General features: G+C 67.9%; 16 protein-coding genes. 9 read left to right on the plus strand and 7 right to left on the minus strand.

Annotated features, from left to right (window positions below):
• From ASD37_RS08000 to ASD37_RS08015, 4 genes are read left to right on the plus strand one after another with little or no spacing between them, the layout of a single operon-like run.
• The gene (locus ASD37_RS08000; RefSeq protein WP_056550406.1) at positions 1 to 963 is read left to right on the plus strand and encodes an ABC transporter substrate-binding protein; all 963 of its coding nucleotides are present in this window, start codon (positions 1 to 3) and stop codon (positions 961 to 963) included.
• Positions 953 to 1,864 (plus strand): amino acid ABC transporter permease, encoded by a 912-nt coding sequence (locus ASD37_RS08005; RefSeq protein ID WP_056550408.1) that lies wholly within the window; start codon positions 953 to 955, stop codon positions 1,862 to 1,864. Before ASD37_RS08000 ends, ASD37_RS08005 begins: the two co-directional genes overlap by 11 nt.
• A complete protein-coding gene (locus tag ASD37_RS08010; RefSeq protein ID WP_056550410.1) occupies positions 1,857 to 2,624 on the plus strand; it encodes an amino acid ABC transporter ATP-binding protein in 768 nt (255 codons plus the stop codon). Before ASD37_RS08005 ends, ASD37_RS08010 begins: the two co-directional genes overlap by 8 nt.
• Positions 2,621 to 4,354 (plus strand): aminotransferase class V-fold PLP-dependent enzyme, encoded by a 1,734-nt coding sequence (locus ASD37_RS08015; RefSeq protein ID WP_056550415.1) that lies wholly within the window; start codon positions 2,621 to 2,623, stop codon positions 4,352 to 4,354. Before ASD37_RS08010 ends, ASD37_RS08015 begins: the two co-directional genes overlap by 4 nt.
• Positions 4,355 to 4,360: 6 nt before the next feature.
• Here the strand turns inward: ASD37_RS08015 and ASD37_RS08020 are convergent, their stop codons facing one another.
• The 3 genes from ASD37_RS08020 to ASD37_RS08030 all read right to left on the minus strand — a co-directional run bounded on the left by ASD37_RS08020 (position 4,361) and on the right by ASD37_RS08030 (position 6,790).
• A complete protein-coding gene (locus ASD37_RS08020; protein WP_056550985.1) occupies positions 4,361 to 4,711 on the minus strand; it encodes a type II toxin-antitoxin system HicB family antitoxin in 351 nt (116 codons plus the stop codon).
• Positions 4,712 to 4,769: 58 nt separating this feature from the next.
• The gene (locus ASD37_RS08025; RefSeq protein ID WP_156720788.1) at positions 4,770 to 5,552 is read right to left on the minus strand and encodes a hypothetical protein; all 783 of its coding nucleotides are present in this window, start codon (positions 5,550 to 5,552) and stop codon (positions 4,770 to 4,772) included.
• Between the two features lie 338 nt (positions 5,553 to 5,890).
• Positions 5,891 to 6,790, minus strand: coding sequence for an SDR family oxidoreductase (locus ASD37_RS08030; protein WP_056550419.1), 900 nt, complete (start codon positions 6,788 to 6,790; stop codon positions 5,891 to 5,893).
• Positions 6,791 to 6,875: 85 nt separating this feature from the next.
• Here ASD37_RS08030 and ASD37_RS08035 point away from each other — a divergent pair, with 85 nt between their 5' ends.
• A complete protein-coding gene (locus tag ASD37_RS08035) occupies positions 6,876 to 7,451 on the plus strand; it encodes a TetR/AcrR family transcriptional regulator (RefSeq protein WP_056550421.1) in 576 nt (191 codons plus the stop codon).
• A 21-nt stretch (positions 7,452 to 7,472) separates the two neighbouring features.
• On the opposite strand, the gene ASD37_RS08040 is transcribed toward ASD37_RS08035, so the two are convergent.
• Positions 7,473 to 7,970, minus strand: coding sequence for a MarR family winged helix-turn-helix transcriptional regulator (locus ASD37_RS08040; RefSeq protein WP_056550424.1), 498 nt, complete (start codon positions 7,968 to 7,970; stop codon positions 7,473 to 7,475).
• A gap of 76 nt (positions 7,971 to 8,046) precedes the next feature.
• Between ASD37_RS08040 and ASD37_RS08045 the strand changes: the two genes are divergently transcribed.
• Positions 8,047 to 8,931 (plus strand): LLM class flavin-dependent oxidoreductase, encoded by an 885-nt coding sequence (locus tag ASD37_RS08045; protein WP_235568013.1) that lies wholly within the window; start codon positions 8,047 to 8,049, stop codon positions 8,929 to 8,931.
• Here ASD37_RS08045 and ASD37_RS08050 read toward each other — a convergent pair.
• Positions 8,897 to 9,175, minus strand: a complete 279-nt coding sequence (locus ASD37_RS08050) for a DUF4873 domain-containing protein (RefSeq protein ID WP_056550429.1) — start codon at positions 9,173 to 9,175, stop codon at positions 8,897 to 8,899. The genes ASD37_RS08045 and ASD37_RS08050 overlap by 35 nt on opposite strands.
• Positions 9,172 to 10,077, minus strand: a complete 906-nt coding sequence (locus ASD37_RS08055) for a diiron oxygenase (protein ID WP_056550431.1) — start codon at positions 10,075 to 10,077, stop codon at positions 9,172 to 9,174. Before ASD37_RS08055 ends, ASD37_RS08050 begins: the two co-directional genes overlap by 4 nt.
• Before the next feature lie 103 nt (positions 10,078 to 10,180).
• Here ASD37_RS08055 and ASD37_RS08060 point away from each other — a divergent pair, with 103 nt between their 5' ends.
• Genes ASD37_RS08060 through ASD37_RS08070 form a run of 3 tightly spaced genes read left to right on the plus strand, consistent with a single transcriptional unit; the run spans position 10,181 to position 12,613 of the window.
• The gene (locus ASD37_RS08060; RefSeq protein ID WP_082570027.1) at positions 10,181 to 11,419 is read left to right on the plus strand and encodes a CdaR family transcriptional regulator; all 1,239 of its coding nucleotides are present in this window, start codon (positions 10,181 to 10,183) and stop codon (positions 11,417 to 11,419) included.
• A gap of 55 nt (positions 11,420 to 11,474) precedes the next feature.
• The gene (locus ASD37_RS08065; RefSeq protein ID WP_056550435.1) at positions 11,475 to 11,999 is read left to right on the plus strand and encodes a DinB family protein; all 525 of its coding nucleotides are present in this window, start codon (positions 11,475 to 11,477) and stop codon (positions 11,997 to 11,999) included.
• Between the two features lie 2 nt (positions 12,000 to 12,001).
• Positions 12,002 to 12,613 (plus strand): DinB family protein, encoded by a 612-nt coding sequence (locus ASD37_RS08070; RefSeq protein ID WP_056550436.1) that lies wholly within the window; start codon positions 12,002 to 12,004, stop codon positions 12,611 to 12,613.
• A 53-nt stretch (positions 12,614 to 12,666) separates the two neighbouring features.
• Here the strand turns inward: ASD37_RS08070 and ASD37_RS31365 are convergent, their stop codons facing one another.
• The gene (locus ASD37_RS31365; protein ID WP_156720789.1) at positions 12,667 to 13,164 is read right to left on the minus strand and encodes a hypothetical protein; all 498 of its coding nucleotides are present in this window, start codon (positions 13,162 to 13,164) and stop codon (positions 12,667 to 12,669) included.
• Positions 13,165 to 13,219 lie beyond the last annotated feature (55 nt).

Below are 13,219 nucleotides of genomic sequence, written 5' to 3' on the forward strand. Positions count from 1 at the left end.
ATGATGCGTTCACCGCTGCCGGTCCGTACCCGGTTCTCCCTGCTGCTCGTCGGAGTCCTCGCCGTGGGCGTCACCGCCTGCGGCAACGGTGTCGGCGGCGACACCGCGGAATCGCCCGCCGCCAGCGACAAGCAGTCGGCGATCCCCGACAATGCCGACCTCATCGCGGCCATCACGCCGGACGAGGCCCTCGCCGCAGGACTGCCTCCCGCGGTCGCCCAGTCCAAGACCATCAACGTCGGCTCCAACGTCCAGTCGGCGCCCAACAACTTCTACGCCGAGGACGGCAAGACGCCCATCGGCTTCGAGGTGGATTTGGCCAAGGCCATCGCCAAGAAGATCGGTGTCCAGACTGCCTACCAGGACATGGCTTTCGGCTCGTTGATCACCAGCCTGCAGTCCGGGCGCATCGACATGACGATGGCCGGGATGAACGACACCAAGGAACGCCAGCAGCAGATCGACTTCGTCGACTACTTCTCCTCCGGCATCACCATCATGGTGCAGAAGGGCAACCCGGAGGGCATCACCGGCGCAGACGCGTTGTGCGGCAAGAACGTTGCCGTCGTTCAGGGCACCAGCCACCAGACCTTCGCGGCCGCCCAGAGCGACAAGTGCGTCAAGGAGGGCAAGCCCGCCGTGAACGTGACCGCCACCGACAGCGACACCCAGAACCAGAACCAGCTCCGTACCGGCCGGGTCGCCGCGATCCTCAACGACCTCCCCAGCGCCGCGTACATCTCGCGCACCGCGGGTGACGGCAGCATTTTCGAGGTGGTCCCCGGTGAGCCGATCGACGGCGGTCCCTATGGCATCGGTTTCGCCAAGGACGATGTCGCCCTTCGTGACTCGGTGAACAAGGCGCTGGGCGAGCTGATCACCGATGGCACGTATCTCAAGATCCTGCAGAGCTGGGGTGTCGAGCAAGGCGCGCTGAAGGAATCCGCGATCAATGGCGCCTGAGGTCGCCGAGGCTCCCCGGGAGCCGCTGGAGATCGTCCGGCTCCGCCACTGGGGCCGATGGGTGAGCGCGGTCGTCATCCTGGCGCTGCTCGTCGCAGCATTCGTCGTCCTGTCGCAGGCTCGGATCAAGTGGGCGTCGGTGCCCGACTTCGTGATCTATCGCGTGATGCTCGTCGGGTTGTTGAACACCGTGCTGCTCGCGGTCATCGCGCAGACGGTCGCCATCGTGATCGGGATCGTCATCGCCCTGATGCGACGCAGCGCCAATCCCGTCGCGAAATGGTTTGCGACGGGATACATCTGGCTGTTCCGCGGTCTGCCCGTCCTGCTGCAAATCCTCATTTGGTACAACTTGGCGCTGGTCATTCCGACCATCTCCATTCCGTTGCCCTTCGGCGGATATCTGCTCAACGAGCCCACCAACGTCCTCGTCAGCGCGTTCACCGCCGCGCTACTCGGCTTGGCCCTCAACGAGAGCGCCTACATGGCCGAGATCGTGCGGGCCGGGTTGAACAGCGTCGACGGCGGACAGACCGAGGCCGCCAAGTCGATCGGCATGTCGCCGGGGCTGACGCTGCGACGGGTGGTGCTCCCCCAGGCCATGCGGGTCATCATCCCGCCGACGGGCAACGACTTCATCGACATGCTGAAGGGCACCTCGATCGCGTCGGTGATCGGCGTGACCGAGCTGCTGCACGCGTCGAACAACATCTCCTCGCACAACCTGCTGGTCATGGAAACACTGTTCGCCGCGGCCATCTGGTACATGGTGGTGGTGACGATCGCCGGCGTCGGGCAGCACTACCTGGAGCGCACCTTCGGTTCCGCCGAGCGTAGCGTCGCCGCGCAGGCCGCGAAGGCGCTGCGAGCCATCCCGTTGACGAGAGGCGCCCGTGTCTGAGCCACTGCTGCGTGCCGTCGGCGTCCGAAAGAGCTACGGCCACACCGAAGTTCTACGCGGCGTCGACATGGAGGTGCACCGCGGCCAGGTGGTGTGCCTGCTCGGTCCGTCGGGCGCGGGCAAGAGCACCTTCCTGCGCTGCCTCAACCACCTCGAGACCGTCGACGAGGGCGAGGTGTGGGTGGACGGCGAGCCGATCGGGTTCCGACTGCGCAACGGCAAGCTCCACGAGCTTCGGGAGCGTGACGTCGCCAAGCAGCGGCGCAACATCGGCATGGTGTTCCAGCGGTTCAACCTGTTCGGCCACCGCACCGCACTGGAGAACGTGATCGAGGGCCCGATCCGGGTGCTGGGCACCGCGCCCGACGTCGCCCGCAAGGAAGGCCTCGAACTGCTCGACCGGGTTGGCCTCGGTCAACGCGGCGACGCCTACCCGGCGCAGCTGTCCGGCGGTCAGCAGCAGCGCGTCGCGATCGCCCGGTCCCTGGCGATGAAGCCAAAGCTCATGCTGTTCGACGAGCCGACCTCCGCCTTGGATCCCGAGCTCGTCGGCGAGGTGCTGGCCGTGATGAACTCCCTGGCCGCCGAGGGGATGACGATGGTCGTCGTCACCCACGAAATCGCCTTTGCCGCAGAGGCGGCCGACGAAGTCGTCTTCATGGCCGACGGCGCGGTCGTCGAAACCGGCCCGCCCGAGCGCATCCTCAAATCCCCCGAACACGAACGCACACGCCAGTTCCTGGCGCGGGTGCTCGCATGACGCCGATCTCGCCGCGCTACCGCATGCAGTTCTCCGAGCCGGCGGGCTACCTCGACTTCGCGCGCTTCGGACCGCCGTCGCACGCCGTTCTGGACACCACCGCCCGGCTGTTGGAGAAGGCGACGCACGCCGGGCCGGCCACCGTCGACGAGTTGATGCGCGAGGAGACCCGCGCGAAGGCGGCGGCGGCGCGGTTGTGCCACAGCGACGTCGACCACGTCGTGCTGCAGCCGCACACCAGCCTCGGGCTGCTGCAGGCCGCGTTCAACGCGGCGGGGGGCACCGTGCTGGTGTCGGCCGCCGAGTTCCCGGCCAACACGTACCCGTGGGCCAGGGCCGAACAGGCGGGCCGGCTGACGGTCCGGCGGCTGCCCGGCGGTTACGTCACCGCCGACCGGATCGCCGAGGCCCTCACCGACGAGATCACCATCGTCTCGGTCAGCGCCGTCGACTACCGCACCGGCTACCGGGCCGACCTCGCCGCGCTCCGCGAGGTCGTCGGTGACCGCATTCTGGTCGTCGACGGCATCCAGGGTTTCGGCGTGATCGAGGCGCCGTGGGAAGTGGCCGACATCTTGGTGGTCGGCGGCCAGAAGTGGTTGCGGGCCGGGTGGGGAACGGGATTCGCCGTGCTCTCGGACCGCGCGCTCGAGCGGATGGACCCGGTGCTGTCGGGCTGGACGGGTGCGCGCGATCCCGGTCTGTTCGACGACGAGATCCACCCCGCCGAGACCACCGCGGCGGCTTGGTCGATCTCCAATCTGAGCCCGGTGACCTCCGGTGCCTTCGCGGCGGCGCTGGAGCTGGTCGAGGAGACCGGCGTCGACGTCATCGCCGCGCACGTCGCCGCCCGGGTGGCGGAGCTCGAAGAGGTGCTCCTGTCTCGGGGCGCGCAGATCGTCTCCGCCCGTGAGCGGCGCGCGGGCATTCTGGCGTTCACCATGCCGGAGCATCCCCCCGAGCAAATTGGCGCCGCGTTGACCGCGGCGGGTATCGCGACAACCGTTCGGCCCGAACACATTCGACTCTCGCCCCACGTCACCACCACGGCGGAGACCGTCGAACGCCTTGGCGCTGCGCTGCTCACGCTGACCCAGCCGAGGCGGCCGGATCCCACGCCGGCTCCCGTCACCGCCAGTGGTGCCACCCACGACCTGCTCGCGTCACTGGTGCCGGCGGTCCACGGCCTTGCGGCGATGCTGGGTCCCGGCAACGAGGTGCTGTTGCACGACCTGTCCCGGTTGCCGGATTCGATTGCCGCGATCGCCGGCGATCTGACGCACCGCACGGTCGGTGGTCCGATGACCGACCTGCTGCTGGGATTGATCCGTCGAGGGACCACCCAGGACCTCATCAATTACCGGACCAACAGTCCCGACGGTCGTCCGATCCGATCGTCCACCCTGTTTCTGCGGGACGCCGACGGACTCGCGATCGGTTGCCTGTGCGTGAACAGTGTTGAGCCCGAGGCGGTCTCGGTCGAGGTGCCGCAGCGTGAGGAGTCCTTCCCGCCCGACGTCGACAGCCTGCAGCGGTTCTTGGTGGACCGCGCCATCGCGAAGGTCGGCGTCCAAACCCCCGAGATGAAGAAGCACCACAAGGCCGCGGTCGTCCGCGAGCTCGACGAAGCCGGCTTCTTCCTGATCCGGGATTCGGTCGACCACGTCGCGGGTCAGCTGGACGTCACCCGCTACACGATCTACAACTACCTCAACGAGGTCCGGGGCTGACCACGCTCAGAAGAACGGGTCGGTGGTGGCGACCGGTCCACGGTCCGCCAGCTTCTGGACCACCCAGTGGTTGAGTGAGACGCCCTGCTCGGCCGATTCGACCATCAGCCGCGCGTGCAGCATCGACGAGGTGCGGACGATGAAGTTGCCGCTGTAGTGCCGGTCGGTGAGCGACGGCGGCGGATCCGCGTCGTCCCTCTCGCACTCCTCGAGGATGACGGTGACTCTCTCCGTGATCCTTGCCATTGCCTCGAGTGCGGTCGGGGCGTGCGTTTCCTCGAGCGGAAACTCGAGGCAGACGCCGACGTAGTCGCCCGACTCCATCGACCAGTGTGCCCGGTAGGTGTAATTCTTCATGGCACTGATCGTGGCGGGGAGGTCCGACACGACCGGCGACGTCACCGCGACCGTCCCGCTACTCGGCGTAGAACAGCAGCAGGGCGTCGGCAGGGTCGATGGCGCTGCCAATGTTGGCCGCGGCCAGAATGAATACACAGATCCCGACGATCGCGAACACCGCACTCGTCAGGCCCATCGTGCGGCGTGCGGTCGTCATGAACGACCGCCCGGCGACGACGCTGACCACCAAAGTGACACACGCCAGCACGACGGCCGACACCGCCAAGACGGCATGGTAGGTGCCGAAATCACTGATCAGGTGCGCAAGTGCGGGGCGAGGAGTACCGCGAGCTTGCAGTTGTTGCACTACTTGAGCTTTCACCAGTCCAACGGCGGGATCGTCGGCCGCCGACGGCAGCAGCGTGAGCACCGACGACAACGGAGCGACCGCTCCCTGCACGTTGGCCATCAGCAACAGTGCAGCCCCGAAAGCGCCCACGGTGGCTGTTGCTGCCGCTACGCCAGCCGAGCGTCGCCGCCACAGCCGAGTCGCCAACGCCGCCAGCACGATCGACAACAGAGCCGCCAAGGCGGCCTTCGCGACGTGATATCGGAGCCAGTACCGCACGAGGTCGTTCATCCCCGCCGGAAGCGCCTGTCCACCCGAGCGCCAGAACGCGACGAAGTCGTCGGCGACCGAACTCGACAAATCGGCACTGCCGAAGAAGCCACCGCCGTGGCCGCCGCCTGCCAACCCGACGGGCGCGACCACGAAGGCCACTGCGAGCAGCACCGCGACACCGGCGAGCACCCGCGACCCGCAAGCCCGACTTCGAACCCCGTCACGCTCACTCACCATGGCTGCCCCACCCCCGAACCGAGTGAATGGTAAATCGCCCGCGATGGCATGGCTGCACGTGGTCACCCGCGACGAACTACGTCGTCGTCGACTGCTCTTTCCCGGGGGTCGGGCATCACCCGGTCTGGAACTCGGTATCACCGGCGATATCACTCGGGCAGTGATATCGCCGGTGATAGAGACTTCGAGAGTGGGTCCCCGCCCGGACCGGCGCCGTGAGTCGTCGGCGAAGGTGGCCGCACCGCGATGCGCGCGTCAGCTTCCGGCGCCAGCGAGTGCGAAGCGATGGCGCTGCGTCTCCAGGTGCAGATGTTCGAACCGGGCAACAGCGGCAGTCGTCACGACGCCCGCCCGTACGCACCGCCGTCGATGTCGTCGACCAGAGTGGGTCCAGTGGGGGTCCAACCCAGGAGTCGTTGCGTCGCAGCACTACTGCCGGCCATGTCATAGCCGAAGAATCCGCCGATCCAGCCAAAGTGCTCCTGGACACTGTCGGCAGGGATGGCCGCGACGGGCACGTCGAACGCGCGACCGATCGCTTCGGCGATCACCCGGGTGGGGATTCCCTCTTCGCCGACGGCGTGCAGCCGTGAGCCGGCGGGTGCCTTCTCCAGGCCGAGCACCACCATGCGCGCGGCGTCGGCGACGTGCACTGCGGCCCAGCGGTTGTGGCCCTCGCCCGGGTATCCGGACACGCCTCGGTCGCGGGCGACCTGGCACAGGGTGGCGATGAAACCGTGGTCGCCGGTGCCATGCGTGGTGGGCGAGAAGCGCAGCGCCACCGATCGCACTCCGCGGTCGGCGAAGTCGAGCAGAAGGTTCTCGCTCCCCCCGCGCGGCGCCTCGGGTCCGCGGAACGGGGACGCGTCGTCCTCGGTCGCCGCCCGCCCGTCGGTCAGACCGGCGAGCCCCGACGCCAGGAGGAACGGCTTGCCGGTGTCGACGAGTGCGTCTCCGATGGTCTGTGTGGTGGCGCGCTCGGCAGCGTTGGTTCCCGCCATGTCCGACCAGTCGTGCTTGTTGGCGAGGTGGATGACGGCGTCGGCCTCCTGCGCCCCGGCTCGAATGGCGTCCGGATCGTCGAGGTCGCCGCGGCGAACGCCGGCCCCCTTGGCCTCGAGAGCGGCGGCGGACGCGTCGGAGCGGGCCAGTCCGCTGACGGCGTGGCCAGTTGCCAGCAGTTCGTCGACGACGGCACTACCGATCCAACCCGAAGCTCCGGTGATGAAGACGTGCACGATGAACTCTCCTCAGTTGATGTCAGTTGCTGACATAGTCGACCGTACACGCGAAGTCAGTTCCTGTCATCACTACACTGCTCCCATGGTCAGGTGGGAGCCGGGAACTCGCGAGCGGCTCCAGGACGCCGCCCTCCAGCTGTTCGCCGCCCGCGGCTACGAGCAGACGACGGCCACCGAGATCGCCCAGGCCGTCGGTCTCACGGAGCGCACGTTCTTCCGCCACTTCGCCGACAAGCGTGAGGTGCTCTTCCACGGCCAGCAGGCCCTGACCGACGCCTTCCTGGCCGGACTGGACGACGCGTCCCCCGATGCGTCGCCAATCGACTTGGCGGTCAGCGCATTACGGTCGTCCTCGGGGTTTTTCGACGACGAGCGCCGGCCGCACTCTCGTCTGCGCCAGTCCGTCATCGACGCCAATCCCGCGCTCCAGGAACGGGAGGCACTCAAGCTCGTCGGGCTCGGCCAGGCCCTCGGCGGTGCCCTACGGGACCGCGGCGTCGCAGACATGACGGCCGAGGTGGCGGCCCAGATCGCCGTCATGGCCTTCGGCATCGCGTTTGCGCACTGGATCGCCGAGGGCGAACAGCGCTCGTTCGAGGCCATCGTCATGGACGTCGTTCGCGAAGTGGGCGCCGTGACCGCTCGACTCGACCACTGACGCGCCCCAACGCGCGGTTGCTCAACTCTTGGGGAGACCTGGCAACTCCGCCTCCAGACGTTGACGGAGTTCGTCGAGGGTGTCGCGGGCGCGGTCGAGGTGCTCGGGTTCCAGACCTGCGCTCGTCCGCTCGGCGAGCTGATCGAACAACGCCCGCATCCGATGCAGTGCCGTGAGTCCCGCGGGCGTGATCTCGAGCATCTTGGCCCGTCTGTGCGCCGGATTGGGACGGTAGAGACCCAGTCCGTCCTCGACGAGGAGGTCGGCGATGCGCTGCACGCTTTGGCGGCTGTGCCCGAGGCGTTCGGCGATGCCCGAGACAGGAGCCGGCTGGGCGTCGACCGCGGCGAGAACCTGCCAGCGCGCCAGGCTTTGACCGCTCGGCCGTGCGAGCCCGTTGCCGATGGCCTCGATGACGGTCGCCAGCTTGCCGATTTCGTCGATGAGTTCGGCGAAGGCCACGCACGCCGGGTCGCCAGACTTGACAGCATGCTGTCGTGTGGCGCTATAGTCCGTCATGACAACATGCTGTCATGCGTGACGCCGGCAGTGAAGCGCCGCGCCCGCGAATCCACCCACCGAACGTGAACAGGACGTGCTCGTGGACATCGGCATCGGACTTCCCAACCAGGTTCGCAACGTCGACGCGTCCGTCATTCCCCGCTGGGCCGCGGACGCCGAGCGTGCAGGGTTCTCGACGCTCGCCACCCTCGGGCGGTTCGCGTACCCCGGGGTCATGGACACCGTCGCGCTTGCCGCCGCCGCGGGAGCGACGACGACGATCAAACTACTGACTGCAGTTCTGCTCGCCCCGACGTGGCCCGCCGCGTTGCTGGCCAAGGAGATCGCCGGGATCGACGGCGTTTCTGGCGGCCGACTCACCTTGGGCGTCGGCGTGGGCTCCCGCGACGAAGAGTTCGTCGCGCCAGGACTGGGGCTCGCCGGACGCGGCCGACGATTGGAATCAGACCTCGACACCTATCGCGAGTCGTGGAGCGCAGCGGGATCGAATCCCGTTGTGCCCGTTGGCACCCGACAAGTTCCCGTGCTGATCGGCGGATACTCCGCAAGGACCATGCCCCGCATGGTGCGTTGGGGCGACGGTTACATCGGCGGTGCGCTTCCGCTGAGCATGACGGCACCCGCCTTTGCGGAGGCGAAGCGCGCCTGGCGCGAAGCGGACCGCCCCGGCAAGCCCAAACTGGTTGTGCTGGCCTACTTCTCCCTGGCCGACACCGAGGTCGGCTTGGCGAACGTGAGGCACTTCTACCAGGTGGCGCCCGACCACATCGCCAGCAGTGTCGTCGTCTGCACGTCGCGCTCCACGGTCAGAGAGCTGATCGACCAATACACACAGCTCGACGTCGACGAGATCGTCTTCATCCCCGGCACCGACAACCTCGACGAGATCTCGCGCCTGGCCGACGCCGTCGGCAGCGTTTCCCTCAGGGCCAGAACGGTGGGCACCCCGTACCGCTGATCATCAGGTCTCCAGCGGCGGTGTGCTCGAGTAGTCGCGCGGGGGCATCCCGATCGCCGATGCACAGCACGACCGCCCGACCGGCCTTGACCTCCGCCGGTGCGTCGTGCACGGTGCCCTGCCAGTGGTAGTGGCCGTCGAACGCGTTCAGGTGTCCGGTGAGGCGAATGCGGACCGGATGGCGTTGGTCGTCGACCACCAGACTCGCCGGGCCGGCGTAGACGCCGTCGTCGTGTGCAGTCACAGGAACTTGTACTTCGTCCACCTGCGCCGCGCGAGGGGACCCATGAGGCCGACCTCGTCGAGGAAGGCGGCCAACGGCGCGAACCCGGCGCGCAGGGCTGCGTGGAAGTGCGGGTTGGCGCGGGCTTGACGCTGCGCCTCCCGGCCGTCGAGGCCGATGCGGTCGTACAGGGCACGGCGGGTGAAGTGCCCGAAGTAGAGCGACGCCCCCAAACCGTGCAGGTTGGCGACGGCCCAGCGGGTCGGTGCGGACAGCTCGCCGACGTCTCGGCGGATGCCGTCGCGGGCGAACTGGATGTGGCGGGCTTCCTCGGTGACGTGGATGCGCATCACGCGCTGAACCAGCGGCTGCAAATCGTCTCCGCCGTCGAGGATTTGGCGTTGCAGTGCGTCGAAGATCTCCTCGCCGACGAGCGCGCCGACCCACAGCATCGGGCCTCGGAAGATCATCGCCATCGTGTTGACCCTGCGGGCGCCACGCTTGCCTGGCCAGAAGGGCTCGACGCCCACGCGCTCGATGGCCTTGCCGAACATCAGCATGTGGCGGGCTTCGTCGCCGAGTTCGGTCAACTCGTAGAACGTGCCGTGCGACGTCGGCGAGGAGTGCATCATCGCCCGCAACAGAGACTGGTTGAGCATGTTCTCGAACCAGATTCCCATGGAGATGTAGTTGGCGAATTCCTGCCGCGACAAGTCCACGCGTTGGCCGTCGTCCATCCCGTCCCACATGGGCGTGCCGTAGAGGCTCACCATCTCCGGCGGTAGGAAGTACCGGTCCTCGGCAAGCGGCGCGTCCCAGTCGATGTCGACGATCGGCTCGTAGGACTTCTTCGCCGAACCCTTGAGCAGACGCAGGGCGAATTCGTCGCGGCCGATCTGGGTGGTCGTTGGTGGTGCGGTCATGGGACCAGCATGACGACTTCTGCGGCCAGTTTCTCGCCTCGAGCGGGCCAACATTCCGGTCGAGACTGTCCGCTCCGGACAATGCGGTCCTATCATCACGGCCATGTCGAACGTTGCGCCTTCGCCGACGAGCATGCCGAAGTTGCCAGCACGGACGTTGGAGGCGATGAGGGCTGGACTGCCCGCGCTGACGGACCGCATGGTCGGAGCGGTGATCGACGAAGTTCCGGCCTTCGCGCTGGCCGCGGACGAGTCGTGGCGACCGGTGATCTACGCGTCGGCGGATCAGTTGTTGACCGCGTTGATCGAGCAGCTGCGCGGGGCGGCGGATCCCGCGTCGTTGACGGCAGCGTCGGTACAGGACGTGTCGATGCAGGAAGTGTTGAACACCGCCTACCACTTTGGCCGACGTGAGGCCCGCCAGGGGCGACCCACCGAAGTGCAGCTCGCGGCCTACCGCGTCGGAGTCCGGGAGATCTGGCGCGATTGGTCCGCCTTGGCCGTCCGCGACGGCGTCGGCAGCGACGAGGTCAGCGTGTTCGCCGAGACGTCGTTTGCCTACCTGGACCGGATCTCGGCGGCGGGGGTGGCGGGTCACGCCGACGAACTGTCGCGACTGGGGTTGGCGCGCGAGCGACACCGGGAGCGCTTGGTGCGTGCCCTTCTGCGCGACGCGTCCGCCGACGACCTGCGCTTGGCCGCCGACGAGGCGTCGTGGCCCCCTCCTGCGACGCTGACCGCGGTCGCCGTTCACCGTCGTCACCACGAAAGCCGCGGAGTTCTCACGGCCGACCCGCAGACCTTGGAGGTACCCGACGACGCCGTCGAGCTACCGCGTGGGATGCGAATCCTGTTGGTGTCCAACGTCGGAGGGAAGGCCCGGGGCCCGTTCCTCGAGTCGATCGCCGACTCGGGCGCGGTGGTGGGACCCGCCCGTGCGTGGATGCGGGTGAAGTCCTCGGTGTACCGCGTCCTGCACGCAACCGAGTTCGCGCCGACGGACCCGGCCGGGGTGCTCGACACCGACGAACTCCTGATGGAGCTGGTGCTCGGGGCCGACGGCGAGGCGTTGACCGATCTCCGGGCGCGCGCGCTCGCACCGCTGAATGGCCTTGGCGACTCCGCTCGCGAGCGGCTCGCCGACACCCTGCGCTCGTGGCTGGTGCATCACGGTCGCCGAGAGGAGATCGCCGCCGACCTCTACGTGTCGCCCTCCACGGTGCGCTACCGGCTTCGCCAACTCCGCGATGCCTACGGTGAACGGCTGCAGGATCCGCGGTCCATCGCCGAATTGACCGTCGCTCTGGTCGGTACGCGCATCCGCGTCCGACCACAGTCCTGAACGGACGGTTCTCTTAGGACTGAAACAGTCCTATGGGGCTGCGAGAGTAAACGGCATGAACCTCACAGCCCAGCTCTCCGAGCAACTCGACTGGCACTGGGAACACCAGCTCCGCCCCCGGTTCGACGGACTCACCGACGAGGAGTACTTCTGGCAGCCGGTGCCCGACTGCTGGACCGTGCACCCGGACGGCACCGTCGACTTCGCCTACCCGCCGCCGCAACCCGAGCCCGTCACCACCATCGCGTGGCGGCTGGCTCACGTCATCGTCGGCGTCCTCGCGGTTCGGGCTCACTCCCACTTCGGCGGGCCGCCCGCGGACTACGAGACGTGGAGCTACGCGACCACCGCGGCGGACGCACTGAGCCAACTCGACGCCGCGTACGCCAACTGGATCGCCGGTGTGCGCACCGTGACGACCGCCGAGCTCGAGTCGCCGATCGGCCCCGCCGAAGGCCCATGGGCCGACCGTCCGATGCTCGACCTGATCCTGCACATCAACCGCGAAGTCATCCACCACGGCGCCGAGATTGCGCTACTCCGAGACCTGTACGCCCACACCACCACGAAGGAGAACTGACCATGCCCGCCATGCCCGGTCCCGTTGCCGACGAACGTCAAGCGTTGCGCGATTACCTGTTTCAGCAGCAGTACGCGTTTCATGCGATGGCGTTCGGCTTGACCGACGACCAGGCGCGGTCGACGCCGTCGGTCAGCGCCCTGTCGGTCGGCGCGCTCGTCAAGCACGCCACCGGCTGTCAGCGCAGTTGGATGGCGCGTGTCACCGCTGCACCCGAACCGCCACCGGCCGACGAGCGCCCGATGGAGGAGCGCCAGGCGGAGTACGCCGACGAATTCACGATGCGGCCGGACGAAACGCTGGCGTCGCTGCTCGAGGCGTTCACGACGCAGAGCGCAGAGACGTTGCGCATCGTCGAGACGGCCGACTTGGACGCCGCGGTGCCCGTACCGCGCGATGCGCCGTGGTTTCCCAAGGACGTCGACGCGTGGTCGGTGCGGTGGGTCGTGTTCCACATGATCGAGGAGTTGGCCCGGCACGCCGGTCAGGGCGACGTCATCAGGGAGAGCATCGACGGAGCGACGATGTATGAGCTGTTGGCAGGCCTCGAAGGGTGGCCGGAGACCGACTGGCTCAAGCCGTTCACACCGGCAAACTCGAACGATCTCGATTGATTTGCGGCCTGGGCGGGTAACAGCCCCTCAGGTCCTCATTGGGGAGAAGTCATCTACACAGAATCGAGACCACACATGATCTCCGATCGCAGATCCGTTCGTTTCCGAGTCGCGACAGGCATCGCCGCGGCATTCGCGGTGGGCACGCTCACCGTGGCCTGCGGTGACAGCGGCAGCGGTTCCGATTCGAGCAGCACCTCCGAATCCACCAGCACCAGCACGGAGACGACGACCACCACGACCATGACCACGGCTCCGTCGGAGTCCACGATGGCGCCGGCGCCGTCGGGCACGGAGTCGGGCGCTCCTGGCGCGGGTGCGGGTGAAGGTGGCGCGTCGGCCAGCGTTCCCGGCGCAGACACCGGCGCAGGTGCGGGCCCCGGTGGCGCGTCGGCAACCGTTCCCGGCGGCGGCGCGGGTGCCGGCCCGGGCGGGGCGACGGCGGCCGTCCCAGGCGCCAGTGCGGGTGCCGGCCCCAACGGCACGCAGGCCTGCGCCGGCGGCGTGTGCACCCCGCCGATCCCCGGCACCGGATAAGCGCTAGTCAGCACCCAGCGGGACTCGACGTCGTCTGCGGCGTCGAGTCCCGTTGTGCGTTCCCGGTAG

The organism is Mycobacterium sp. Root135, assembly GCF_001426545.1.
Taxonomy (GTDB): domain Bacteria; phylum Actinomycetota; class Actinomycetes; order Mycobacteriales; family Mycobacteriaceae; genus Mycobacterium.

Coding starts and splice junctions, on each gene's coding strand:
- ASD37_RS08040 (WP_056550424.1), bottom strand. CDS start 7,970: ATGACGGACTATAGCGCCACACGACAGCATGCTGTCAAGTCTGGCGAC.
- ASD37_RS08035 (WP_056550421.1), top strand. CDS start 6,876: ATGGTCAGGTGGGAGCCGGGAACTCGCGAGCGGCTCCAGGACGCCGCC.
- ASD37_RS08055 (WP_056550431.1), bottom strand. CDS start 10,077: ATGACCGCACCACCAACGACCACCCAGATCGGCCGCGACGAATTCGCC.
- ASD37_RS08070 (WP_056550436.1), top strand. CDS start 12,002: ATGCCCGCCATGCCCGGTCCCGTTGCCGACGAACGTCAAGCGTTGCGC.
- ASD37_RS08020 (WP_056550985.1), bottom strand. CDS start 4,711: ATGAAGAATTACACCTACCGGGCACACTGGTCGATGGAGTCGGGCGAC.
- ASD37_RS08025 (WP_156720788.1), bottom strand. CDS start 5,552: ATGGTGAGTGAGCGTGACGGGGTTCGAAGTCGGGCTTGCGGGTCGCGG.
- ASD37_RS08000 (WP_056550406.1), top strand. CDS start 1: ATGATGCGTTCACCGCTGCCGGTCCGTACCCGGTTCTCCCTGCTGCTC.
- ASD37_RS08060 (WP_082570027.1), top strand. CDS start 10,181: ATGTCGAACGTTGCGCCTTCGCCGACGAGCATGCCGAAGTTGCCAGCA.
- ASD37_RS08015 (WP_056550415.1), top strand. CDS start 2,621: ATGACGCCGATCTCGCCGCGCTACCGCATGCAGTTCTCCGAGCCGGCG.
- ASD37_RS08065 (WP_056550435.1), top strand. CDS start 11,475: ATGAACCTCACAGCCCAGCTCTCCGAGCAACTCGACTGGCACTGGGAA.
- ASD37_RS08005 (WP_056550408.1), top strand. CDS start 953: ATGGCGCCTGAGGTCGCCGAGGCTCCCCGGGAGCCGCTGGAGATCGTC.